The 24,323-nt window shown below is 70.1% G+C and carries 23 protein-coding genes and 1 pseudogene; 15 read left to right on the plus strand and 9 right to left on the minus strand.

Annotated features, from left to right (window positions below; all coding sequences use genetic code 11):
- Positions 1-3: 3 nt before the first annotated feature.
- Complete coding sequence (locus OC490_RS09865; RefSeq protein WP_262057457.1) at positions 4-1,377, minus strand: ABC transporter substrate-binding protein; 1,374 nt, start codon at positions 1,375-1,377, stop codon at positions 4-6.
- Positions 1,378-1,512: 135 nt separating this feature from the next.
- Between OC490_RS09865 and OC490_RS09870 the strand changes: the two genes are divergently transcribed.
- Together OC490_RS09870 and OC490_RS09875 are read left to right on the plus strand one after the other, a co-directional pair.
- Entirely contained in the window at positions 1,513-2,340 is an 828-nt protein-coding gene (locus OC490_RS09870; protein ID WP_262057458.1) for a GntR family transcriptional regulator, read from the plus strand.
- Positions 2,341-2,425: 85 nt separating this feature from the next.
- Positions 2,426-3,499: a glycosyl hydrolase family 18 protein gene (locus OC490_RS09875; RefSeq protein WP_262057459.1), complete on the plus strand. Its 1,074-nt coding sequence runs from the start codon at positions 2,426-2,428 to the stop codon at positions 3,497-3,499.
- 57 nt (positions 3,500-3,556) lie between these two features.
- Here the strand turns inward: OC490_RS09875 and OC490_RS09880 are convergent, their stop codons facing one another.
- The 5 genes from OC490_RS09880 to OC490_RS09900 form a co-directional block, all read right to left on the minus strand.
- Entirely contained in the window at positions 3,557-4,948 is a 1,392-nt protein-coding gene (locus tag OC490_RS09880) for an amidohydrolase family protein (protein WP_262057460.1), read from the minus strand.
- Positions 4,949-5,011: 63 nt separating this feature from the next.
- Positions 5,012-6,559 (minus strand): Na+/H+ antiporter, encoded by a 1,548-nt coding sequence (locus OC490_RS09885; protein ID WP_262057461.1) that lies wholly within the window; start codon positions 6,557-6,559, stop codon positions 5,012-5,014.
- Positions 6,560-6,571: 12 nt separating this feature from the next.
- Positions 6,572-6,820: an Atu4866 domain-containing protein gene (locus OC490_RS09890; protein ID WP_262057462.1), complete on the minus strand. Its 249-nt coding sequence runs from the start codon at positions 6,818-6,820 to the stop codon at positions 6,572-6,574.
- A 69-nt stretch (positions 6,821-6,889) separates the two neighbouring features.
- Entirely contained in the window at positions 6,890-8,512 is a 1,623-nt protein-coding gene (locus tag OC490_RS09895; RefSeq protein ID WP_262057463.1) for an MFS transporter, read from the minus strand.
- An 80-nt stretch (positions 8,513-8,592) separates the two neighbouring features.
- Entirely contained in the window at positions 8,593-10,515 is a 1,923-nt protein-coding gene (locus OC490_RS09900) for an amidohydrolase (protein WP_262057588.1), read from the minus strand.
- A gap of 130 nt (positions 10,516-10,645) precedes the next feature.
- Between OC490_RS09900 and OC490_RS09905 the strand changes: the two genes are divergently transcribed.
- The 3 genes from OC490_RS09905 (at position 10,646) to OC490_RS09915 (ending at position 13,207) form a co-directional block, all read left to right on the plus strand.
- Positions 10,646-11,593, plus strand: coding sequence for a LysR family transcriptional regulator (locus OC490_RS09905; RefSeq protein WP_262057464.1), 948 nt, complete (start codon positions 10,646-10,648; stop codon positions 11,591-11,593).
- A gap of 109 nt (positions 11,594-11,702) precedes the next feature.
- The gene (locus tag OC490_RS09910) at positions 11,703-12,440 is read left to right on the plus strand and encodes a YoaK family protein (RefSeq protein ID WP_262057465.1); all 738 of its coding nucleotides are present in this window, start codon (positions 11,703-11,705) and stop codon (positions 12,438-12,440) included.
- Positions 12,437-13,207: an MIP/aquaporin family protein gene (locus OC490_RS09915; protein WP_262057466.1), complete on the plus strand. Its 771-nt coding sequence runs from the start codon at positions 12,437-12,439 to the stop codon at positions 13,205-13,207. Before OC490_RS09910 ends, OC490_RS09915 begins: the two co-directional genes overlap by 4 nt.
- Positions 13,208-13,398: 191 nt before the next feature.
- Here OC490_RS09915 and OC490_RS09920 read toward each other — a convergent pair whose 3' ends face one another.
- The gene (locus OC490_RS09920; RefSeq protein WP_262057467.1) at positions 13,399-14,295 is read right to left on the minus strand and encodes an aminoglycoside phosphotransferase family protein; all 897 of its coding nucleotides are present in this window, start codon (positions 14,293-14,295) and stop codon (positions 13,399-13,401) included.
- A 131-nt stretch (positions 14,296-14,426) separates the two neighbouring features.
- Between OC490_RS09920 and OC490_RS09925 the strand changes: the two genes are divergently transcribed.
- The 4 genes from OC490_RS09925 (at position 14,427) to OC490_RS09940 (ending at position 17,488) form a co-directional block, all read left to right on the plus strand.
- Complete coding sequence (locus OC490_RS09925) at positions 14,427-14,558, plus strand: hypothetical protein (RefSeq protein ID WP_262057468.1); 132 nt, start codon at positions 14,427-14,429, stop codon at positions 14,556-14,558.
- On the plus strand, positions 14,555-14,701 hold the full coding sequence (locus OC490_RS09930) for a pyridoxamine 5'-phosphate oxidase family protein (RefSeq protein WP_262057469.1): 147 nt from the start codon (positions 14,555-14,557) through the stop codon (positions 14,699-14,701). The genes OC490_RS09925 and OC490_RS09930 overlap by 4 nt, the downstream gene beginning before the upstream one ends.
- Before the next feature lie 165 nt (positions 14,702-14,866).
- Complete coding sequence (locus tag OC490_RS09935) at positions 14,867-16,783, plus strand: PAS domain S-box protein (RefSeq protein WP_262057470.1); 1,917 nt, start codon at positions 14,867-14,869, stop codon at positions 16,781-16,783.
- A gap of 324 nt (positions 16,784-17,107) precedes the next feature.
- A complete protein-coding gene (locus OC490_RS09940; RefSeq protein WP_262057471.1) occupies positions 17,108-17,488 on the plus strand; it encodes an STAS domain-containing protein in 381 nt (126 codons plus the stop codon).
- Positions 17,489-18,102: 614 nt separating this feature from the next.
- On the opposite strand, the gene OC490_RS09945 is transcribed toward OC490_RS09940, so the two are convergent.
- Positions 18,103-18,363, minus strand: coding sequence for a carboxymuconolactone decarboxylase family protein (locus OC490_RS09945; protein WP_262057589.1), 261 nt, complete (start codon positions 18,361-18,363; stop codon positions 18,103-18,105).
- Here OC490_RS09945 and OC490_RS09950 point away from each other — a divergent pair.
- The 6 genes and pseudogenes from OC490_RS09950 to OC490_RS09975 form a co-directional block, all read left to right on the plus strand.
- Positions 18,363-19,217: pseudogene (locus OC490_RS09950) on the plus strand (MFS transporter); the annotation flags it as partial. The gene OC490_RS09945 and the pseudogene OC490_RS09950 overlap by 1 nt on opposite strands.
- Before the next feature lie 28 nt (positions 19,218-19,245).
- Positions 19,246-20,262, plus strand: coding sequence for a Gfo/Idh/MocA family oxidoreductase (locus OC490_RS09955; protein WP_262057472.1), 1,017 nt, complete (start codon positions 19,246-19,248; stop codon positions 20,260-20,262).
- On the plus strand, positions 20,259-21,125 hold the full coding sequence (locus OC490_RS09960; RefSeq protein ID WP_262057473.1) for a sugar phosphate isomerase/epimerase family protein: 867 nt from the start codon (positions 20,259-20,261) through the stop codon (positions 21,123-21,125). The genes OC490_RS09955 and OC490_RS09960 overlap by 4 nt, the downstream gene beginning before the upstream one ends.
- Before the next feature lie 247 nt (positions 21,126-21,372).
- The gene (locus OC490_RS09965; RefSeq protein ID WP_262057474.1) at positions 21,373-22,437 is read left to right on the plus strand and encodes an aromatic ring-hydroxylating dioxygenase subunit alpha; all 1,065 of its coding nucleotides are present in this window, start codon (positions 21,373-21,375) and stop codon (positions 22,435-22,437) included.
- Positions 22,434-22,613 carry a hypothetical protein gene (locus OC490_RS09970; RefSeq protein ID WP_200715902.1) on the plus strand — a complete coding sequence of 60 codons (180 nt, stop codon included), beginning with the start codon at positions 22,434-22,436 and terminating at the stop codon, positions 22,611-22,613. The genes OC490_RS09965 and OC490_RS09970 overlap by 4 nt, the downstream gene beginning before the upstream one ends.
- Positions 22,610-23,584: a PDR/VanB family oxidoreductase gene (locus tag OC490_RS09975; protein ID WP_262057475.1), complete on the plus strand. Its 975-nt coding sequence runs from the start codon at positions 22,610-22,612 to the stop codon at positions 23,582-23,584. Before OC490_RS09970 ends, OC490_RS09975 begins: the two co-directional genes overlap by 4 nt.
- Here OC490_RS09975 and OC490_RS09980 read toward each other — a convergent pair.
- Positions 23,535-24,308, minus strand: a complete 774-nt coding sequence (locus OC490_RS09980) for an IclR family transcriptional regulator C-terminal domain-containing protein (protein WP_262057476.1) — start codon at positions 24,306-24,308, stop codon at positions 23,535-23,537. The two genes, OC490_RS09975 and OC490_RS09980, sit on opposite strands and share 50 nt — an antisense overlap.
- Between the last annotated feature and the right edge of the window lie 15 nt (positions 24,309-24,323).

Here is a 24,323-nt window from a genome sequence, read left to right on the forward strand (position 1 = left end):
CGGTCACTGCCCCAGCTTGAGCGCGGCGTTGTTCTGCTTGTCGACGGCGGCGAGACCGGCCTTCAGGTCGGATACGGAGCCGCTCTGCCACTTCTCCACGAAGTGACCGAAGTTGGTGAGGTAGGCACCGCCGTCTGCGCTCGCCGGAGTGGTGGTGGTGAGCGGGTTCTTGAACACCTGGAGGAACGGCGCGAAGTGCGGGTCCTTGGAGAGCCCCAGCGCGGGCGAGTCGAGCGCGGCCTTGGTGGTGGGGACGTTGCCGATGGCGTCGGCGAGGGTGGTCAGCGCGTCGGTGTCGGTGGTGAGGAATTTGATCAACTTCCAGGCCGCGCCCGGGTGTTTGGCGCCGCGCGGCATGCCGATCACGTTGCCGCCTACGTAACCGGCGCCGTACAGCTGGGACTTGCCGTCGGCGGCGGGCATCACCGCGGTGCCGTAGTCGATGTCGGCCTTGTCGCTCTTGATGAAGGAGTTGCGCCACTCGCCGTCCACCATCATGGCCAGCTTGCCGGTCTCGAAGGCGTTCTGCGCGGAGAACTCGTCGCCCATGCCGGCCTTGAAGGTGACCAGTTTCTTCGCGCCGAACCAGTCGACCAGGCTCTTCTGCCAGGTCAGCGCCTGGGCGAAGGCGGGATCGCCGCCGACGTTGGACTGGCCGTCGGCGGTGAGCCACTTGCCGCCCCAGCTGGGGACCAGGTGCTCGGTGAGCATCTCGTAGGCGCCCAAGTAGGGCATGAATCCAGCGGTCTTGATCGAGCCGTCCGTGTTGAAGGTGGTCAACTTCTTGGTGTCCGCGGCGAGTTCGGACATCGTCTTGGGCGGCGCGGATATCCCGGCCTGCGCGAAGAGCTTCTTGTTGTAGTACAGGCCGAAGGTGTCGGCGAGCCAGGGCATGGTGCAGCGCTTGCCGCCGAACGCGGTGTACGACTGGACCGCCTTCGGGATCTGGGACATGTCGACGTGGTCGGCCTTGATGTCCGGGGTGAGGTCCTGGAACGCTCCACTGGTACACCAGCCGCCGACGTTCGCCGCGTTGAACGAGGACGCCACGTCGGGCGCGGTGCCGCCGCGGATGGCCTGGTTGACCTTGTCGTCGGTCTGGGCGGCGACGGCCTTGACCGTGATGTAGGGGTACTTCTTGTGGAACTTGGCGAGCACGGCGTTCACCGAGGCGATCTCGTGCGGGGAGCTGAGACCGTGCCAGAAGGTGATGGTGACGGGCGTGGTGTCGTCGGCGCCGGTGTCCGCCTTCGACGCGGCACCGCCGGTGGTGCATGCTGCGGCCAGCAGGGCCGTGGCCGCGAGCAGCGACGCGGCGACGGTACGGCGGGGGCGGCGGGCGGTGCGGGTGACGGGTCCGCCACGGGACTCGGACATGGGACCTCCGGCGAATTCACTTACCACTTATTGACCAGTGGGCACATGTTGGGGCACTATTTGGGGACTGTCAAGCAAGCATTTCGGAAGTAACCGGCAGAGAAGATGAACCACTGGTAAGGAAAGTTGGTAGGAATGGTCAGCGGTGAGAGCCGTTGGGAGAAGCGGGAACGCATCCGCACCCACCTCCTCGATCTGATCGAGGAGACCGGGACCGGACGCCCCCTCCCGGGCGAACGGCAACTGTGCGAGGAACTCGGGGTCTCCCGCCCCACGTTGCGCGCGGTCGTCGACGACTTCGTCCGCGACGGTCTGCTGGTGCGGGAGCACGGGCGCGGTGTGTTCGTCGCCCGGGCCAAGGTCGCCCAGCACCTCAGCGGCTCCCCCGGGCAGCCGCAGACGCTGGGGGTCGGCGGTGTGGACGGCACCTGGGCCAGCCGCACCCTGGACTTCAAGACCGTCGCCGCGGGGCCCCGGATCGGCCGCCGGCTGGGCATCGCGCCCAGCGAGCAGATCCTGCGGATCCTCCGGCTGCGGACGGTGGACGGCGACCCGATGTGTGTGGAGACGCTGCATGTGCCGCACGCGCTGGTGCCCGGCCTGACCGCCCGCGACCTGGAGACCGACTCCTTCTACCGGCTGCTCGGCCGCCGCTACCAGATCCTGCTGACCGACGCCGCGCAGAGCATCGAACCGACCGTGGTCGACGAGTGGGAGGCCGAACTCCTCGGCGTGTCCGTGCACACCCCCGCGCTGCTGTTCGAGCGGGCGGCCAGGGACGCCGAGGGCAGGGTGGTCGAGTTCACCCGCTCCGTCTACCGGGGTGACCGCTACCGCATCTTCACCCGGCTGTCGCTGGCCGGCCGGCCCGACGGCGGACGCGTCGTCGACGGCTCCTGGTCGGCCGCCACCACCGTCCCCGGCGCCGACACCCTGGCCTTCGACCCCTACTGGAGCAACTAGCCACTCCTGTCCCCCAGTTCACCGCGCCGGTCCTCCGGCCGACGCGGCGATCCCGCACGCCCCTCCCCACCCGAAAGGACCGCTCATGTTCCGTCACGCACTCACCGTGACCGGCGTCGTGGCCTCCACGGTCACCACGCTGCTCGCCTGTACGGCCTCCGTCCCGGCCGGCGCCAGCCCCTCCGCCACCTCGGGCGTCCAGCTCCAGACCTGGCTGTACCCCGGCTCGACGGGCGACTCCACCTGCACCGCCAAGAGCGAGTACGCCGACAACAGGGTGAAGAACGGCGCCCTCAACCCCGAGTACTGGTCGGTCGGCGGCGACGGCTCGGTCACCCTGGAGACCACCGCCAACGGCACCTGCAACACCTACAGCGCGGCCAACGTCGCCGACCTCAAGGCGCACTCCACCTACCAGTACCCGACGCTCTCCGGCATGACCACCGCCGACGTCCACGCCCTGGTCGGCAGCAGCGCCAAGCGTACGGCGGCCGTCTCCAAGGTCACCTCCCTCGTCAGCGACGCCGGGCTCAGCGGCGTCGACGTCGACCTGGAGGACTACTGGTCCTGGAGCACCGCCGACTTCACCAACTACAAGACGTTCCTCGGGCAGTTGGCGACCGCCCTGCACGCCAAGGGCAAGCGTCTCCAGGTCGACGCACCGGCGATGACGGAGGACGCCGCCTTCTACGACTACGCGGCCGTGGCCGCCACCGGCGTGGACGACCTGGTGATCATGGCGTACGACGAGGAGTTCGACACCGCGTCCGGCGCCCGCTGCCTGCCCATCAGCCCCTACGACTGGCTGAAGAAGGTCACCAAGTACGCGCAGAGCAAGGTCCCCGACCCCAACCGCCTGATCATCGGCGTGCCCTCCTACGGCTACAGCGCGCCCGACCCCTGCGACCTCAACTCCGTTACGGGCAACATCCAGTTCAGCGACATGAAGAAGAGCCCCGGCTTCTCCAGCAACCCGGCGACCATTGAGAGCCGCCGGGACGCGTCCTCGGGCGAGATCCGCTGGACCTCCGGAGGTGTCCTCTACGACTACGTCGACAGCGTCGCCATGGACCGCAAGCTGGCCGTCCTCAAGGGCCTCGGCGTCACCAAGGTCTCGGTGTGGTCGCTGGGCGGCGGCAACCCCTGGTTCTCCAACTGACCTGAGCACGCGTTCGGGGCGCTCCCGGGCTCGTCCCGGAAGCGCCCCGAACTCCCGTCAGGCGACAGGGGTGTTGAGGACGTGGTCGCGGGAGGCGTTGACCTCGGCGCGCAGTGCGGGCAGGTCCACGTCGAGGACCTGCCCGTCCCACTTGCGCGGCTGCCCGTCGACGAACACGGCACTGATGTTGCGGGCGTCGGAGCCCAGCACCAGAGTCCCGATGGGGTCGTTGAGCGGCATGTTGTTGAGGTCCTCGGCCCGGACCACCAGCAGGTCGGCCTTCTTGCCGACGGTCAGGGAGCCGGTGACATCGCCGAGCCCGTTGGTCCGGGCGCCCTGGAGGGTGGCGAAGTCCAGGACGTCGCGCGTGGTGATGCGGGAGAGCTCGCCGCCGGTGCCGTGGGCGGCGTTGACCGCGCGCATCCGCTGGATGGCGAGCAGGGCCCGCATCTGGGTGAACAGGTCGCTGGCCAGGGCGACTTCGACGTCGATGCTCAGGCCTGGGCGGATGCCGACGGCGAGTGCCTCGTCCACGGCGGGGATCGCGGTCTCCAGGCCGATCTGCGCGTCCGAGGTCGGGGCCAGCGCAACCGTCGTACCCGACTCCCCCATCGACTTCCAGGCTTCGGCGGTCAGACCCGTGGAGTGGATCAGGGTGACGTCGGGGCCGAGGATGCCGTGCTCGGCCCAGGACAGTACGGCCCGCGAGGACGCCTCGCCGAAGACCGCGTCGACGCTGACGCCGATGCCCAAGTCTGCTGCGGTGCGGGCGAGTTCGGGGCCGTAGGCGAGGGCGGGGCCGGCGATCTCGTCGGTGGCCAGGGTCGCCAGGCGGAGGGTGAGGAGTTGGTCCTCGCTGCTGAAGTACCGGTCCTTGAGTCGGGTCAGGTCGGCGGGCCATTGGCGGTCCCAGTCCCCGAAGTGCGGTCCCATGGACGCGTGGACGCCACGGATGCCGGTGTCGCGGAGGGCCTCGATCGCCGCCTCGGAGTGTTCGCGGGTACGGGAGTTGTGCGAGAAGTCGAGCATGGTGGTGATGCCGCTGTCGAGCGCGGTGAGCGCCGCGAGTCTGGTGCCGATGTACATGTCCTCGGGCCGGTAGACGGTGGCGTACCCGGCGAGGGTGGTCATCACATAGCCGCCGAGGTCGTCGACGTCGGGCATGATCCGGCGCAACTGCGCCTCCCAGGCGTGCCGGTGGGTGTCGACGAGGCCGGGGGCCAGGATGGTGCCGGAGGCGTCGACGACCACCGCGCCGTCCGCGCCCAGGTTCGGCCCGATCGCGGCGATACTGTCGCCCTCGACGAGCAAGTCACCCTGGAGGATGCCCAGTTCGGGGTCCATGGTGACGATGGTCGCGCCGGTGAGGAGGATGCGTCGGCGCGGATCGGCGGACTGGCGGCGGAGTTGTTCCAGGACGGCGGCGCTGGTGGTGTCGTGGGTGTTCATGAGCGGTGCCTTTCAGGTGCGCTGAGACTGTGCCGAGTTGGCTTCGCGTGCGGGATGGGGAGTTCAGGGCCTGCTCAGCCGGACTTCCTCCACGTCGAGGACTTCCTGCACGCTGCGCAGGACGATGTCGTCGATCCGGCCGCTGTCGCGGAGGTCGGTGAGGGTGTCGCGTTTGACCTGGAGCAGGGCGAGTTGGAGGTGTCGCAGGCTCTCGCGGCGGTGCGCGGAGTCGGGTGCGGGGGCGGTGCGGTCCTCGATGTCCTGGACCATGCGCGCGGTGTCCTCCTCGGGCACCCCGAACCGCTCCGCCAGCTCGGGCAGGGCGTCGAGGGCGGCGCTGCTCAACCGGCAGCGGGCGAGGGTGAGTTCGGCGCTCTTGGCCGCGTCGGCGGGGAAGCGGGCCCGGCGGACCATGGCCGGCAGGGTGGGGCCGAGCATCGTGAGGGTGACGACGATGGCGACCGTGGTGATGAACACGACGGCGTCACGCTGTCCGACGACCGGCCCGTCGGCGGTCGTGGCGGGCACGGTCAGTGCGGCGGCCAGCGAGATCGCGCCGCGCATGCCCGCCCAGGCCAGCGGCAGCCGCTGCGGGGCGGTGATCCGGCGGTCCCGTTGCTGGGGGCGCCGGTCGAGGAGCCGTACCAGATAGGGCACCGAGTAGAACCAGAGCAGCCGGGTGCCGAGCACGGCGACGCTCACGGCGAGGGAGGCGGTCGTCGCCTGCAGCAGCGAGACCGAGGTCAACGCTCTTACGGCGGCCGGCAGTTGGATGCCGACGAGGACGAACAGGGCGCCGTTGAGCAGATAACTGGCCACCTCCCAGAAGGCGACGGCCTGGATACGGGCCTCGGAGCCGATGACCCGCGGCCCGAACCTGGCGGACACCAGACCGCAGACGACGACCGCCAACACACCGGAGACATGCAGGAGTTCGGCGGGGAGGTAGGCGAGGAAGGGCGTCGCGACGCTCAGGACGCTGTGCAGCAGCGGCTCGGGCAGCCGGCGCCGGACCGGGATCAGGAGCAGGGCCACGGCGGCGCCGATCAGGATGCCGCCCGCGTAGGACGTGACGAAGGCGAGCGCCGTGCCGGACCAGGAGAAGGGGTGTTCGTCGGTGACGACGTCGATGGTCACGGCGAGCAGGACGAGCGCGGTCCCGTCGTTGAGGAGGCTCTCGGTGCGCAGCACGGTCAGGAAGCGGCGCGGCATGGCCCTGGCGACCGCGGCGACGGCCGCCGCGTCCGTCGGCGCGAGGACGGCGCCGAGGACGAAGGCGATCGGCCAGCCGTAGCCCAGCGCGTGGGCCACGGCGGCGACCGCGACGGCGGTGGCGAGGACCAGACCGGTGGACTGGAGCGCGATGCTGCGGAAGTTGTTGCGGATCTCCCGCACCGAGGAGGTCAGCGCCTCCCAGTACAGCAGCGCGGGCAGGAGGAGGAACAGGACGACGTCCGGGGACAGCGCGAACGACGCGAAGGACGGGGTCAGCCCCACGAGAGTGCCCACGCCGAGCAGCAACAGGGGTTCGCTCAGGCCCGTGCGCCGCGAGAGCCTGCCCATCAGCAGGACGGCGATCGCGACGACGACGATCAGTTCGAGGCTGTCCATGGCCGTACCGGCTTACGCGCGGTACAGGACGAGGTGCTCGTGGAAGAGCACACCGTCGCGGACGTCACCGGTGGCGGTGAAGCCGGTGTCGTCGACGTAGTCGATGTGGTTGCCGGTGACGGTGTAGCTGCCGGTGTAGGCGCTCTGCCGGTTGCCACGGGCCTCGTCGTAGCGGCCGTTGGGCAGGAGTTCCTGCCGGATGTGGCCGTCGGCGGTGACCCACATGCCGACGAAGGGGTGCGGTGCTGCGTTCGTGTTCATGGCTCCACGGTCGCGGTCCCGCACGGGGTCAACCAGGCCACGCCTCTCCTGGGTGCACGGCACCCACCCTCAGTGGACCGGTCCTACGGCGGAGGCGTCGAAGGCGTGCGTGACCTCGGGTGCGGTGCCGGGCAGGAGGAGGGCGCGGGCCTTGTCCTCGAAGGCACGGTCGGTGGTGGTGAGGCGGTTGTGGTGCTGGGCGAGGTGCTCGGCCCAGGAGCCGACGAGGTAGTTCTCGATGAACCGGCCGGGTTCGTTGCCGTCCTGGAAGAGGCCCCAGGTGAGCGCGCCGGTGCGGCGGCGGGAGCGGGCGACGTTGTCCATGGCCTCGACGAACGCGGGACTGTCGTCCGGTGTGACGCGGTACACGACGGAGACCAGCACCGGGCCGTCGGAGGGGCCGGGCACGAAGACCAGCGGCGGGGTGGGCCAGTGGTCGGAGAGGGTGGGGTCGATGCCCTCCATGCCGTAGAGCCGCCAGCGGCGGAGGCTGAGCGCGCTCAGCAGCATGACGGCGGTGCCGATGAGGAGGGCCGTGGTCAGGCCCAGCCATTGGACCAGGGCGCCCCACACGGGGGCGGCGAGTGCCTGGCCGCCCTGGAAGACCAGCAGGTAGACGGCGAGTCCGCGGGCCCGGACCCAGCCCGGCAGCCGGGTCTGGATCGCCGCGTTGAGGGTGGACAGGACGCCGATCCAGGCGACCCCGGCGGGCAGCAGTGCAAGGACCGCGAGCCAGGTGACGTGCACGGTGGCGAGGACCAGCAGGACGAGCGCGAACACGACGGCACCGGCGGCCAGGATGCCGTTGATGCCCAGGCGCCCGCGCAGCCACGGCAGTGCGAACGCGCCGCCCACCGCGCCGAACCCGACCGCGCCGAGCAGCAGGCCGTAGCCGCCCGACCCCATCCCGAGCGAGTCGGCGGCGATCAGCGGGAGCAGGGACCACAGTGCCGCCGCGCCGGGGATGAACAGGGCGGTGCGCAGCAGGACGCGCCGGATGCCTGGAGCGTTCCAGACGTAGCGGCGGCCCGCGTACAGCGCGGTCAGCAGCCGTTCGCGTTCGGCGGCCGGGACGGTGGTCTTCGGGCGGTGCCACAGCAGCAGTACGGCGGCGATCCCGAGGAACGACAGCGCGTTGAAGCCGAACACCCACCCCGCACCGGCCGCCGCGACCACCACACCGCCGAGCGCCGGACCGACCGCCCGCGCGAGGTTCATGTTCACCGCCCCCAGCGCGGACGCCTGCCCCAACTGCTCCCGCTCCACCAGCTCGGGCTGGATGGCCTGCCACGACGGCCCCATCAGCGCCGTACCGCAGCCGAGGAGGAAGGTGAGAGCCAGCAGCGGTACGGCGGACAGCGCGTCCGCGAAGGCGAGCGCGGTCAGCACCGCCGATACGGCGAACATCGCGAGCTGCGCGACCAGCAGCAGCCCCCGCCGGTCGAACCGGTCGGCGAGGACGCCCGAGGGCAGCGCCAGCAGCACGATCGGCAGACTCGACGCCGTCTGCACCAGGGTGACCATGGTCGCCCCGTGCCCCAGCAGCAGCCACTGGGCGCCGACCGTCTGCATCCAGGTGCCGATGTTCGACACGAACTGGGCGATCCACAGGGCCCGGAACACGGGGCGGGCCAGCGGTGCCCACGCCGAGCTGGACCGGGCGTCGCTCCCGGACGTCGTACTGGCGCTCATGGTGCTGCTCCCGGGGCGAGGTCGGGCGGTCGGGAAAGGTGACCGGTCGAGGAAGAAGGTACGCCGGACGCGTCTGCCGGTCAGAAGCAGCCGTCCAGCGGGTCGAGGGCACCGCCGAGTCGGTGCGGCACGGACGGTACGTGCGGTACGTGGTCGAAGTCGCCGCGTCGCTCGCGCCAGGCGCGCTGCTCCTCGGAGTCGCTGGCCGCGTCCACGAAGTCGCGGGCCTGGCGCGCGCCCGAGCCGTCGGCCTGTCGTCCGCCGGTCGCCGCCCGGCAGCCGCCGAAGCGGGCGACCGGGCTCCAGGCGGGGCTGATCTCCGGGAGCGGGGCGGCGATGTTCTCGTACTCACCGGCCGCGTGCACGACCTTGCCGCCCGCCACGGTCACCAGGGCCTCGATGCGGTCGATGTCCTCGTCGGCGACGGAGAAGTAGTCGGCGGACAGGATCGCCAGGTCGCCGTACTTGCCCTCGGTGATGGTGCCCTTGACGTCGGACTCGCCGGTCAGACGGGCGCCCGCGCTGGTGTACATCTCCAGGGCGGTGGAACGGTCCACGCGGTTCTCGGCCGGGTAGAGGAGTGTGTCGCCGATGGTGCGGCCGGTGACCAGCCAGGACAGGGAGAGCCAGGGGTTGTAGCTGGAGACGCGGGTGGCGTCGGTGCCGGCGGCGACCAGCAGGCCGGTGTCGCGCATGGCGCGGATCGGGGGTGCGGTCGCGGCGCGCTCGGCGCCGTACCGGTCGATGAACGCCTTGCCCTGGAACATCATGCGGTTCTGGACGGAGACGGCGCCGCCGAGGGCCTTGATCCGGTCCAGACTCTCCTGGCTGACGGTCTCGGCATGGTCGAACAGCCAGCGGGTCCCGGCCGGGAAGGCGCCGTCCGCGGCGATCTTCTCGAAGACGTCGAGGTCCTGGCGGATCGTCTCGTCGTAGGTGGCGTGGAGGCGGAAGCCCCAGCCGTTGTCGAGGAGCAGTCGGGCCGCAGCCTCCAGGTCCTGGCTTGCGCGGGTGGTGAGTTGGGGGCGGGGTTCGGCGAAGTTCTCGAAGTCGGCCGGGGACCAGGCGAGGTTCTCGCCGGCGCCGTTGCAGCGCAGCCATGCGTCGCCGTCCCCGGGGCTGACCATACCGATCCAGCGGCGCAGGTCGTCGAGTTCCTGACCGGCGGTCTGCGGGAAGAGGTGGTAGGCGATACGGACCGTGAGTTCGCCGCGCTCGGCGAGTTCGGTGACGGCCGCGTAGTTGTCGGGGAAGTTCTGGAAACCGCCGGCGGCGTCGATGGCGCTGGTGATGCCGAAGCGGTTCAGTTCGCGCAAGTAGTGGCGGGTGGAGCCGAGTTGGTCCTCGGGGGCGAGGATCGGGCCCTTGGCGAGGGTGGAGTAGAGCAGCCCGGCGGCGGGCGCGGCGAGCAGAACGCCGGTTGGGTTGCCCGCGAAGTCGCGGACGATCTCGCCGCCGGGCGGGTTCGGCGAGTCACGTGTGAAGCCGACGGCCTCCAGCGCGGCCCGGTTGAGGATCGCCGACTGGTACAAGTGCAGGACGAACACAGGGGTGTCGGGGGCCGCGGCGTTCAACTCGGACACGGTCGGCAACCGCTTCTCCGCGAACTGTTCGCCGGTCCAGCCGCCAACCACCCTCACCCACTGCCCTGTTGGCGTGCGCTCGGCCTGTTCCCGCAGCATCCGCAGCGCGGTGCGCAGGGACCGTACGCCGTCCCAGCGCAGTTCGAGGAGGTAGTTCAACCCGCCCCGGATGACGTGCAGATGGGAGTCGTTGAGGCCGGGGATCACCCGTCGCCCGAGCGCGTCCACGACGCGGGTGTCCGGGCCGATGTGCGGGGCCACGGTCGCGTCGTCTCCCACGGCGCTGAAGACACCGTCGGTGATGGCCACGGCGGACGCCGCCGGGCGGGCGGGGTCACCGGTGTGAACCCGACCGTTGCGGACGACGAGTTGCGCGGGGTGCCGGACCCCGTCGTAGGGGCGTATGCCGCCCACGGGCATGGTGCTGCTGGACACGTCGGCTCCTGAGGGGTCGGTCGGCTGGTGGCGTCCCGACGCTAGGTTTGCGACGATGGATCGGTCCAACACATGGTTCTGCTCGAATCGATCGGCCAAAGGGATGGACGAGGCCATGGACCTGCGCCACCTGAAGTACTTCCTCGCCGTCGCCGAGACCCGCAACTTCACGCAGGCGGCGGCCAGTTGCTACGTCGCGCAGTCCGCCCTGAGCCAGCAGATCGCCCGGTTGGAGAAGGACGTGGGCGCCCGGCTGTTCAGCCGCACCAGCCGTTCCGTACGGCTGACGGCCGCCGGGGAACTCCTGGAACCGTTGGCCCGCCGCGTCCTCGCAGACGTCGACAACGCGCAGGCGGCCCTCGACGCGCTGTCCGGGCTGCGGCGCGGGCGGCTGCGCCTCGGCCTCGTCCAGACGCGCGCCTCCTCCGTCGACCTGGTCGAGGTGATGGCCGACTACCACGCCCGCTACCCCGGCATCGACTTCCATGTGACCAACGCGCCCAGCGCGCAGATGGCCGCGTCCGTCCTGGCCGGTGACCTCGACATCGCGGTCGTGGGCCTTGGACCGCGCCAAGTCCCGGAAGGGCTCGACCACTTGGTGCTGGCCGTCGACCCGCTGCTCCTCATCGTGCCCGCCGATCACGCCCTGGCCGACCGCGACGCCGTCGACCTCGCCGACCTGCCGGAGAGCCATCAGCTCATCCAGTTCACCCGGGGCAGCGGACTGCGCCGTCAGGTGGAGGCGGCCTTCGCGCGCGCCGGGGTGGAACCCGGCCAGCACTTCCAGGTCGGCCAGATCCACGACATGATCCGGCTGGCCGCGCGGGGCATCGGCGTGACGGTCGTGCCGCGCTCGTCCGTGTTCACCGGCTCCGCGCCGGGCACCGACCCCCAGGGCTCCCTGCCGTACGGGGCCCGCGCGCTCCGGGTCGCGGACGAGGCGGCGGTGCACACCATCTGCGTGGTCCACGACAGCAAGCGGCTGGCCCCGGCCGCCGCCGCGTTCCTCGAAGTGGTGGAGCGGCACGCGGCCCGGGAGGAGAGCGATCGATCGCCGCGATAGTTCGATCGCTGCAACAGATCGCTGCATCCGCATCCATATGTTGGACGAAACGCTCCCGCGGCGCGAGGCTCGTGGAGAAGCCCGAGATCCAGCGAAGGGGAGCACTGCCATGTCTGCCGTACTGCGGGACGCCTGGTCCACGGTCGTCCCGGACATGAAGGACCGGCACGGTCCGCTCCCCCCGCTCATGCTCGCGCTGACGGTGGTGACCGGGCTGGTGGACGCCTTCAGCTATCTCGTCCTGGGCCATGTCTTCGTCGCCAACATGACGGGCAACGTCGTCTTCTCCGGCTTCGCGATCGCCGGTGCGGCCGGTTTCTCGCTGGCCGCCTCCCTCGCCGCGCTGGCCGCGTTCGCCCTCGGCGCCCTGCTCGGCGGCCGGCTCGCCCACGGGGCCGGCGCCCACCGGGGACGGGTCCTGCACCTGGCGCTGCTGCTGGAGACGACCCTGGTCCTGGGGGCGTACGTCATCGCCCGGACCACCGACACCGCGCACGTGAGCACGGTGGTGCAGTACGCCCTGATCGCTCTCCTCGGCCTGGCGATGGGCGTACAGAACGCCACCGCGCGCGCCCTGGCCGTACCCGACCTGACCACGACCGTGCTGACGCTCACCATCACCGGAGTCGCCGCGGACAGCCGCCTCGCGGGCGGCAAGGGCAGCAGGATCGGCCGCCGGCTGCTCTCGGCGGCGGCGATGTTCGCGGGCGGTCTGGCCGGTGCCGTCGCGGTCGAGCACGGCGGCCGGGCCCTGCCCCTGCTGTTCGCCGCGCTGCTGCTGGTCGCGGCCTCCGTCACCGCGTTCGTGCTGACCCGCTCCGACGCCTCGTGGACGAAGCCGCTGTGAGCGCGAACCGCCGCACGCTGCACTCGTCCCTCCTCGAACTCGCCCTGACCGCGGTCATGTTGTTCGTCGTGGCCACCACGGTCCGCTGGCTGATGGGCACCCTCGACCCGGCGGCGGGCGGCTGGTGGAACGGTCCAGAAGCCCGGCTCCTCGTGGTGGCCCCGCTCTCCGGCTACACGGTCACCGCCGTCATGCTCTCCCCCTGGGGCAGAGTGACCGGCGGCCACATCAACCCGGCGATCACCCTCGCGATGTGGCGCTACGGCCGCACACCGGGCCGCGATGTCGCGCCGTTCGTCGCGGGGCAACTGCTCGGTTCACTCCTCGGCATCGCGGCCGGACGTCTGGTCTGGGGACCGGTGTTCGCCTCCCCCGCCGTGGACTTCGCCGTCATCAGGCCGGCCCCCGGCTGGAGTTGGGCCGCGGTCGCCGTGGTCGAGGCGGCCACGATGTTCGTCATCGTCGCCGTCGCCGGGATCGGCGTCTCCAGCCACGGACTCGGCCCGTTCACCCCTTGGGCGGTCGGCACGATGATCGCCGCCCAGATCATCGCCTTCGGCACCCTGTCCGGCGGAATCGCCAACCCTGCGCGGGAGTTCGGCCCGGCGCTGCTCTCGGGCGACCTCTCCCTCCTGCCGGTCTATCTCCTCGCCCCGCCGCTCGGGGCGCTCGCGGCGACGGTCGTGATCAACGGCGTCAACACCCGTCGCCGTACGACGCCACAGACGCCGACCGCCGAGGAACCGGCCGCGGCTCGGTGCTCGTAGGCGAGCCCCTTCCGCGAGACGGTCGCCTCCCCTGGAATGATCCCCGACGGCCGCACCGACCGATTGGCCTGGTCACGGTGACCCTGCGTGCGGGGCGGCTCGGCACCGTGGTGCCGTGGTGGTCGGGCCGCCTCCCATGCCCGACGGATCACGGGCCCGCCTTCTCCAAGTCGGCGCCGATGAGATGCCCTTCAGACCCCTTTCAGAACCCGATCGAGTGCCGCACGGCCTACAGGTCCCCAGTTCGGCTTGCCGCCGGGAAGGCCCCGGTCTCCGTTCTGTCCCATGAGCATCAGGAAGAGGCACTTCATCGCGGCCAGCCCGCGGGCGCGCCGGATCGCCGCCTCGTCTGCGTGCGCGTACACCTCGAAGAACCGTGAGGCCGTGCCCGCGGGCAGCAGCACCCATGCGGCGGCGAGGTCGCAGGCCGGGTCGCCGGCGCACAGGGCACCGAAGTCGACGACGCCCGAGAGCGTTCCGTCCGAAACGACGACGTTCGCGGGATGAAGGTCACCGTGCACCCACACCGACGGGGCCTCCCGTTCGGGGGCCGCAACGGCGTCGTCCCAGACAGCCCGCACCTCGTCGGCGATGCCGCCGGGGACAACGGCTTCGAAGAAGTGGTCGAAGCCGTTCGTGCACCTCTTCGGGTGCACGCCGAAGTTCGAGCTGATCGGCGCCTCGGCGGGCGCCTCCACGTGGAGCGCCCGCAGGAAGCCCGCCAGGGTGTCGGCCGCGTGGACGCCGCGGCTGATCGAGCCGTGGTCCAGCGGCTCGCCGGGGACCCACGTCATCACGGTCCAGTGCTTGGGGAAGCGCTCGGACGGTTCGCCGAACCGCACCGGGGTCGGCACCGGGAGCGGCAGACGCGGGGCCACCACGGGTAACCACCGCCGCTCCTTGAGCTGGAGCTCCGGGGTGGGGTCCATGCGCTGCATGCGTACGGCCAACTCGTCCCCGAGGCGCCACATTTGATTGCCCCAGCCGCCCGCCACCTCACGGATGGCCAGCCCCGCAAGGTCTGGATGCTGCTCCTGGAGCAGGTCGCGGACCAGGTCCGCGGTGATCTCGATCTCGGTGCCGGTCATGCGAAATCACAGTACTGGCCTTCCACATGCCCTTCATGAAGACCCAGTAGCGCGAACTCAGGGACACCTCGGCCGAGCGACAGCGCGCAGGGGAAGAACGCGGCGCCTGGTCCGGCACCGGTGTCGCGGGCGTGTTCCGCGATCCGATCCCGGAGCGCTACTACGAGTACGGCATTGCCTCGGTGTACGCCGAGGCGTCCCCTCCTCTCCCGGTCGCGGCCTCGGGAGGCCTGTCGCTCGGTAAGAGCCTGAACGGGTCGTGATCGTGAACGCACGGGCCACCTGCCGGGCACTCCCCGTGATCCGCCCGGTCAACCACGTCCTCGACGGCGACACGGTCATCATCCGCACCCAGACAGGCTCAGCCCTGATCGGCGGCTCCACCGTCGCGAGACACCACGGCTGACCGTCGGCAGCCTGCTTCGCTCGCCGCTTGCGCGCCCCGGAAACCGCACCTCAGTTCCGGCCAGGAAATGTCACGAAAGGACACTTCGCTACAAAGCGCCCGCCCTCGCTTCAGCCGGTGCTGAGATATGCCATGGAACCAGGCAGGCGCGAGAGGCACCCCAACATGATCCCGGTGGCTGAGGAGCCGTTTCGCGCATTGCTGGAGGCGGCTCCCGACGCGATGGTGATCGTGGACGACGCCGGAGTCATCCGCCTGGTCAATGCCCAGACCGAAGCCCTGTTCGGTCATCCCCGCAACGAACTGCTCGGCCGTCCCATCGAGATGCTGGTCCCGGAGCGTTTCCGCGGTCAGCACCCCGGTCACCGTCTGGGCTACTCCGCCAACCAGCAGGTCCGTCCGATGGGTGCCAACCTGGACCTGTACGGGCTACGCCGGGACGGAGCCGAGTTCCCGGTCGAGATCAGCATCAGCCCGCTGCAGACCCCCGACGGGTTGTTGATCTCCGCCGCCGTGCGGGACGTCAGCGAACGCAAGGCCGCCGAAGCACGTTTCCGCGCCCTGTTGGAAGCCGCCCCCGATGCCATCGTCATCGTGGACGACACCGGCACCATCCAGCTGGTCAACGCACAGACCGAGGCACTCTTCGGCTACCGGCGGGAAGAACTCCTGGGACAGCAGGTGGAAATCCTCGTCCCCCAGCGGTTCCACCATCACCACCCCGCCCACAGGCACGGCTATGTCGACAACAGGCGTGTGCGTCCCATGGGCGCCGGGCTGGAGCTCTACGGACTGCGCCAGAACGGGGTCGAGTTCCCGGTCGAGATCAGCCTCAGCCCCCTGGAAACCCCGGACGGCACCCTGGTCTCCGCCGCCATCCGTGACGTCAGCGAACGCAAGAAGGCCGAAGCCCAGCTCGCCGAACTCTACGAACAGCAGCGCCACGTCGCCCTGACGCTCCAGCGCAGCCTGATGGGCTCACCCATCCCCCTGCCCGGCATGGACACCTCCAGCCGCTACTTCCCCGCACGCCAGGGACCCGGCGTGGGTGGGGACTGGTTCGACCTGATCGCCCTGGGCGGCGGACGGATGGGCGTCCTGATCGGCGACGTCATGGGCCGCGGCCTGGAGGCCGCCGCCGTCATGGGCCAGCTGCGCTCTGCCTCCCACGCCCTGGCGAAGACCGGCATGCCGCCCTGGCAGCTGATGCGGGCCCTGGACGCGGTCGTCAGCGAACTGCCCGACCAACTCGTCACCTGCTGCTACCTGGTCCTGGACCCCGACGAGAGCGCCCTGACCGTGTGCTCGGCCGGTCACCTGCCGGTGCTGGTGGTGGATCCCACCGGACAGGTCCGCAGGCTCCCGGTCGATGTCAGTGTGCCGCTGGGCGTCGGCGACGTACCCCACCAGGAGACCCGCATCACCGTCCCCCCGGGCTCGGTGCTGGCCCTCTACACCGACGGCCTGGTGGAAACCCCCACCAGCGACATCGAACTGCAGATCGACGCCCTCGCCATCGCCCTGGAAAAAGCCGCCGCCGACACCACTTGCCTGGAGCGGGCCGCCGACTGCGTTCTCACCGCCCTGCTGCCCGACCCCCAGGACTACAGCGACGACGTGACCCTGCTCCTGGCCCGCATCCCGCCCTCTCCGGTGACCGCCGTGTCCGCGCTCCTTCCGGCACAGCCCATCAGCGTGCGGGAAGGACGCCAATTCCTGCGCCGCACCCTGCAGGACTGGCACTGCGAGACCCTCACCGACACGGCATGCCTGCTGGCCTCCGAACTACTGTCCAACTCGGTACGCCACGCCTGCGACCCCCTGCGGCTGCGACTGCGCCGCACCCGGGACGAACTCCACATCGAAGTCTGCGACGGCAGCCCGGTCCTGCCCCGAGCCAGGACCGCGGGCCCCGACGAGGAGTCCGGCCGCGGACTGGCCCTGCTCGACCAACTGGCCTCCACCTGGGGCACCCTGCTCGCCGAGGAAGGCAAAGCCGTGTGGTTCTCGCTCCCCCTGCCCGGCTCTCCTCACCGCCAGGGCGAGAACACATCGGGAGACGCGAGCGGCCCTCCGGAGTAACCACTCCTGACCCGGGCAGCTCCCCCTGTCCCCGCGGAGCTGATCTGTCGCACGCCGAATCCGGCGAAGTGAGCACCCGTCGCCGACCCGTGCGACCAACACGCCCTTGACGTACGAGGACGTAGAAGGATTGGGACACGCATGTCAAGCAGATCCGGCGAAAATCGCTCCACCGAGTGAACTCCGCCTGCAGAGAATCGTTTTGTCATGCAAGAGACTCCAATGGGGCATACGCTGGCGGTCTGTTGCCGCCCCAGCCCCCGGTGGCGAAAAGCGCCCCGGACCCGGCATATCGGGCTTCCGGGCTCACTCGGGGGAACCGCCGTGCAACAGGGCGACAGCACATGGCCCATTGGGTACATCCGCACCCAACAGGTCAGCGGGGCCACAGTCATCGAGTTCCACGGCGAGATCGACATCGCCGCCGCCCAACAGATCCTGCCGAACCTGGACGCCGCGACAGCCGCTCCCAGCCAAACCGTGGTGATCGATCTGACTCCGACCGAGTTCTTCGACGCCTATGGGCTACGACTGCTGTGCCACGCCGAGCGACGCGTCAAAGAGCGGGGCGGATGGCTGTTACTGGTCTGCCCGCATCCGATGATCCTGAGGGTCCTGCGCGCAGGACGTCTCATCGGCCGGTTCACCCCCCTCGCCACGCGGGAGGAAGCCCTGATACTCAGCGACTCGGAAGCCACAGGCTGATGCACAGGGCGGACCGGACCGAACAAAGCCAACTCGGCTGGAGCGTGGTCGTCACCGGCCATGAGCTGACCCGTTCACGGATCTCGCCGTGCGTATCCGTCCCGAGGTGGCCACCGCCCTGCGCCTCACCCGCTGAGCGCGCCGCCCGCCCTTGCTTTCTTGGGTAGGGCCCACAGGCCATCCCCGCGTGATCAGTACCGGCGCGTTCCGCCCGCGCTGCTATGACCGTGTCGTGCTCCGCATACCGCCTGCGGTGCTGCGCCGGCAGAGCCCGACCGGCCTCGAAAAGTGACTGCGTGGCCGCGGCCCGCCTGGCCATCCGGCCCTGCCGCCCGAGGCAGTGGAGAACGGCTGGTCTCTGAAGTCGATCGCATCGGGGCCGACGACCTGGCGCGCGGAGGGATCCGCGAAGGTCCGTCCCATGGAGGCTAGGTCGTCGAAGTACGGTCCAAGACCTCGTCATGGGCTCCCTCGCACATGAGTCCCTGCACCGGTGGACCACGCGTCGCGAGAACAGCCGGAATGACGATCGGTATCCAGACACACACCGACAGGCCCAGCCGTAGGCAGACCCGTGACCGCGCCGATCGGACGGTGGGTGGCGCCGAGGCCGGTCAACCGGGCATGGTCGCCCACGCCTTCTCGACCGCGTCCGCCAGGGCCTCTCCCTTCGCGAAGCCGTAGTACGCGGCGAACTGCAGCACGATCTCGTCCATCTCCTCCTTGGTGAGGTCGCCGGAGTGGAGCGCGGACCTGACGTGCGTCTGCAAGGGAACGGGCGAGTCGTCGAGAGCAACGCTGGCGACGGTGATGATCCGGCGTTCGCGGCGGGTCAGTCCGGGGCGCTGCCAGACGTGCCCGAAGACGAAGCCCAGTCCTCGCCACGATCCCGGCCGTCGTGCGCTGGTTCGGCATGCTGGTCATGCCGGAGAGCCCACGCTGGCTGGCCTCCAGGACCCGCTTCGCCGAGGCCCTCGACGTGCTCGAACAGGTCCGGTCCCAGCAGCGGGCCGAGGCCGAACTCGCCGAAGTCTCCGCGCTCGCGGTCCGGGAGGACCAGCAGAGGCTCGGCGGCTGGCAGGACATGAAGTCCACCCCGTGGCTGCGCCGACTGATGCTCGTCGGCTTCGGTATCGCCATCGTGCAGCAGATCACCGGCGTCAACACGATCATGTACTACGGCACCCAGATCCTCACCGACGCCGGCTTCACGGCCGACAGTGCCCTGACCGCGAACATCGCCAACGGCGTCATCTCGGTGCTGGCGACCTTCGTCGGCATCTGGCTGCTGGGCCGCGTCGCGCGCCGCCCGATGCTGATGACCGGTCAGATCGGTACGACAGCAGCCCTGTTGCTCATCGGAATCTTCTCCCTGCTGCTGCCGTCGGGCGATACCCGGGCCTTCCCCGTACTCGCCATGACGGTCACCTTCCTCGCCTTCCAGCAGGGGGCGATCTCGCCGGTGACCTGGCTGATGCTCTCGGAGATCTTCCCGATGCGGATGCGCGGATTCGGGATGGGTGTCGCGGCCGTGGTGCTGTGGCTGACCAACTTCGTGATCGGGCTGGTCTTCCCGTCCCTGGTCGACGGGATCGGGGTCTCCAACACCTTCTTCCTCTTCGTGGTGGCGGGGGTCTTCTCGTTCACCTTCGTCAGGCTCTACGTCCCGGAGACCAAGGGCCACACCCTCGAAACCCTCGAAGCCGAACTCCGGGCGCGCTTCTCCTGAACACCCCTCATTCCTGAAGGAATTGACCATGACCGTACGTGTAGGAGTCATCGGCGCCGGCTGGATCGGCAAGAAACACATCCGGCGCCTCACCCACACCGTCACCGGCGCCCGCGTCACCGCGGTCACCGACATCGACGCCGCCCGCGCCGAGGAGGCAGCTGCCCCGGTCGGCGCCCGGGTCCTGCCCGACGGCGCCGCCGTGATCGCGGCGAACGACGTCGACGCGGTTCTCGTGACGTCCTGGGGCCCGACCCACGCCGAGCACGTGCTGACCGCGATATCCGCTGGGAAACCGGTGTTCTGCGAGAAGCCGCTGGCCACCACCGCCGAGGACTGCCTGCGGATCATCGAGGCCGAGCAGGCGCACGGCCGTCGCCTGGTCCAGGTCGGCTTCATGCGCCGCTACGACGCCGGATACCGGCAGATGAAACAGGTCATCGACGCCGGCCGCATCGGTGAGCCGCTGATCGTGCACTGCGCCCACCGCAACCCGACCGTCCCGGAGTCGTACACGTCCGACATGGCCGCCCTGGACACGGCCGTGCACGAGGTGGACGTACTGCGCTGGCTGCTCGACGACGAGATCGTCTCCACGCAGGTGGTGACCCCGCGCGCCACGAGCAAGCGGTTCGCGCACCTCAAGGACCCGCAGATCATGCTCTTCGAGACAGCCAAGGGCGTCCGTATCGACCTGGAGGTCTTCGTCAACTGCCAGTACGGCTACGACATCCAGTGCGAGGCGATCGGCGAAGAGGGCCTCGTCCGGCTGCCCGACCCGACCGCCGTCGGCGTGCGCACGGCGGGACAGCACAGCACGGAGGTGCTCACCGACTGGGTGGGCCGCTTCGCGGACGCCTTCGACACCGAGTTCCGCGAGTGGATCGCGGGGATCGCCGCCGGCACCGAGCCCACCGGCCCCTCGGCCTGGGACGGCTACGCGGCCACCGTCATCACCAGCGCGACCGTCGAGGCCCTGGAGTCGGGCCACGCCGTCGCCACCGACCTCAAGCCCCGACCCGCCTTCTACGGAGGTGCCGCGTGAAGATCGCCCTCGACCCGTACATGTTCCGCAGCCTGCCCATCGACGAGATGGTCCGCACGGTCGCCCAACTCGGCTACGAATACATCGAGTTGTCACCCCGCGACGACTTCATGCCGTTCTTCCTGCACCCGCGCGCCGACGACGAGCGCGTCGCCGAGCCGAAGAACTCCCTGCGCACGCACGGGGTGAAGTTGTCCTCCGTGCTCCCGCTGTACAGGTGGTCCTCGCCCGACGAGACCGAGCGACAGACCGCCGTACGGTACTGGAAGCGGATGATCGAGATCACCGCCGACCTCGAATGCCCCCTGATGAACTCGGAGTTCAACGGCCGCCCCGAGCGCGCCGCCGAGAGCGAATCCGCCTTCTGGCGCTCACTGGAGGAACTGCTCCCGGCCTTCGAGCGCGAGGGCATCGCCCTCAACCTGGAGGCCCATCCCGACGACTTCTGCGAGGAGAACACCCCCGCCGTCGACCTCGTCCGCGCCGTCAACAAGCCCTGGGTGAACTACCTCTACTGCGCCCCGCACTCCTTCCACCTTTCGGGCTCCGACCCGACCGCGGACATCGCCGCGATGATGCGCTACGCCGGCGACAAGCTCCAGCACGTGCACATCGCCGACTCCTTCAACCACAAGGGGTCCAGCGGACTGCGCTACATCCTCAACCCGCCCGGCACCACCGCCCGCATCCACCAGCACCTCGACATCGGTCAGGGCGAGGTCGACTGGAACGCCTTCTTCGGCACCCTCCGCGAGCTGAACTTCGACGGCGTGGCCACAGCCTGCGTCTTCGCCTGGGAGGAACGCGCCCGCGAATCCTCCACCTTCATGCTCGACCGCATCACCAAGGAACTCACCGTGTAACCGACCGTCGGACCGCTTCCACCAAGGGCCACCCCTGCACCTACGGGGACAGTCCCGACACGAATCATCGGCAGAAACGCTCGGCAAGGTCGCCGGCTCGGCGCAGCCCTGATCTCACTCCCAGAGACGAGCACCCGTCCTGAACAGGCAGTTCCCCCTACCTCTTCCGCGAGACGGAAGAGGTATTGCGCCCCGGTGACGCCCTTCCGGACGATGTCGCCATCACCCAACGACGGGAGCCGCAACGATGCCGCACACCACCGCCTTCGCCAGGAACCAGTGGTACGTCGCCGCCTACAGCCACGAGGTCGGCCGTGACCTGCTCGGCCGGACGATCCTCGGCGAGCCCCTCGTCTTCTACCGCACCGAGGACGACGGCACCCCGGTGGCGCTGCACGACCGGTGTGTGCACCGGCGGTTCCCGCTCTCCGAGAGCCGGCTCGACGGGGACCGGATCGTCTGCGGCTACCACGGTTTCACCTACGACACGACCGGCACCTGCGTGTACGTGCCGGGGCAGAAACGCATCCCCCGCACCGCCCGCGTCGCCTCCTACCCGGTGGTCGAGCAGGACGCGCTGGTCTGGGTGTGGATCGGCGACCCGGCGCTCGCGGACCCGCAGGTCATCCCGCGCGCCCCGCACCTCGCCTCCCCCGAGTGGGTCACCGTCAGCGGCATGGAGCCGATCGACGCCGACTACGGCCTCCTCGTCGACAACCTCCTCGACCTCTCCCACGAGACGTATCTGCACGGCGGCTACATCGGCTCCCCCGAGGTCGCCGAGACGCCGATCACCACGGAGGTCGACGAGGGCGCCGGTGTCGTACGGGTGAGCCGGCACATGGACGACGCCGAGTGCCCGCCGTTCTACGCCAGGTCGACCGGCATCGAAGGCCGCATCACCCGCTGGCAGGACATCGAGTACCACGCCCCCTGCCTCTACCTCCTGCACAGCCGGATCGCCCCGGTCGGCGTGCTCCCCGAGGCGGACAGCAGCGACCCGAACGGCTTCCACACCGAGATCACCTACGCCATCACGCCCTCCTCCGACGGCAAGGTGTACGACTTCTGGGCGGTCTCGCGCGACTGGGCCACGGACGACGCCGAGGTCACCGAGTTCCTGCGGGCCAACAACCACACCGTCGTCATGCAGGACGTGGACGCCCTCAACCTCCTTCAGAAGACGTTGGGTTCGGAGCGCACCGGCTACCAGGAGCTGAGCATCAACATCGACACGGGCGGTCTCGCCGCCCGCCGGATCCTCGCCCGGCTGGTCGAGGAGGGCGCCAAGCCGGTGGAGAAGGTCCAGTGACCGCTCCGACCGGCGAGGTCTACCGCATCGACTGGCTGCCGGGCACCGACATCCTGCACGGCACCTGCCACTGCGGACGCGAGCACACGTCCCAGGACCCGATCGAGATGTGGGAGTGGATGCTCGCCCATCCCAGGGGCCACTCGGTCGACGAGCCGCAGGGAGCCGACGCATGACCACCTACGAGGCCGAACCCGCCGTCGAACGGAGCGAATTCACAGCCGACACCGAACTCGTCGTCGACCGGCGCGAGTTCGCGGCAGACGGCGTGCTCGCCCTCACCCTGCGCCACCCGCTCGGCGAGCAACTGCCGCGCTGGGAGCCGGGCGCGCACATCGACGTCCTCCTCGGCCCGGATCTGGAGCGCCAGTACTCGCTGTGCGGCGACCCGGCGGACCGTACGGCGTGGCGGATCGCGGTGCTGCGGGAACCGGACGGGCGGGGCGGATCGGCTTATGTGCACGGGCAGTTGAGGCAGGGCGACAAGGTGCGGGTGCGCGGACCGCGCAACCACTTCCGCCTGGAGCCCGCCCCCCGCTACCGCTTCGTCGCGGGCGGCATCGGCATCACCCCGCTCCTGCCGATGCTGGCCGCGGCGGAGGCGGCGGGCGCTGAGTGGAGCCTCCTCTACGGCGGTCGCACCCGCAACTCCATAGCCTTCCTAGAGGAGTTGAGCCGCTACGGCGACCGGGTCACCGTCGCTCCGCAGGACGAGGTCGGGCTGCTCGACCTGCCGTCCGTCCTGGACGACGTGCCCGAGGGCACCCTCGTCTACTGCTGCGGTCCCGGACCGCTGCTCGACGCGGTCGAGGCACGCTGCCCCGGCGGCATCCTGCACCTGGAGCGGTTCCAGCCGAAGGTCCAACAGGCGGGCACCGACAGCGAGTTCGAGGTGGTGTTGGAACGGAGCGGAAAGACCCTCACCGTCCCGGTGGGCGTGTCCGTGCTCGACACGGTGCGCTCCGCCGGGGTCGAGGTGCTGTTCTCCTGCACCGAGGGCACCTGCGGGACCTGCGAGACCGACGTCCTCGACGGCACCCCGGACCACCGGGACTCGGTGCTGAGCGAGGAGGAGCGGGCGGCCGGCGAGACCATGCTCATCTGTGTCTCGCGCTGTGCGGGGAAGCGGCTCGTGCTCGATCTGTGATCCGCAGATCGTCGTCGATGAGCGCCACCGCCGCCAGCAACTGGGGCAGCAGGTCCCGTCGTACGGCCTCGGCGGAGTGCCGGCCGGAGTGCGCCCCGACGCTCACGCCGGCGACCACCGCGCCGTCCCGGTCCCGCACCGGGGCGGCGACCGATCTGAGCCCTTCCTCCAGCTCTTCGTCGACGAGCGCGTACCCCTCGTGCCGTATCCGGTGAAGTTCCTTGCGCAGTAGGTCGCTTGACGGCCGGGCGTCCGGTTCCCCGGCCGGCAGGTGGGCGAGGAGCACCCGGCCCGCGGCGGTGGCACGGGCGGGGTGGCGGGTGCCCACGGTGATCGTGGCGGCCAGGACGCGGCGGGCCGGGAGACAGACGACGTGGACGACGTCGTCGCCGTCGAGGACGCACAGGGACGCCGACTCCCCTGTCCGTGCGACGAGTTGCTCCAGATGCGGGGCCACGATCTGCGGCAGGGTGGAGCCCGCGAGGTAGGAGTAGCCGAGCTCCAGGACGCGCGGGGTGAGCCGGAAGAGGCGCCCGTCGGACTGGACGTAGCCGAGGTCGGCCAGGGTCAGCAGCAGTCGGCGGGCGGCGGCACGAGTCAGCTCGCAGGCGCGGGCCACCTCGCTGAGCGTACGGGCGGGATGCTCGGCGTCGAAGGAGCGGATGACGGCGAGGCCGCGCTCGAAGGACCTCACGAAGTGCGGTGCGCGGACTGCCGCAGGCATCGTCGCCTCCAGACG

Origin of the sequence: Streptomyces sp. STR69 (assembly GCF_024519455.1) — a bacterium.
Lineage (GTDB): Bacteria > Actinomycetota > Actinomycetes > Streptomycetales > Streptomycetaceae > Streptomyces.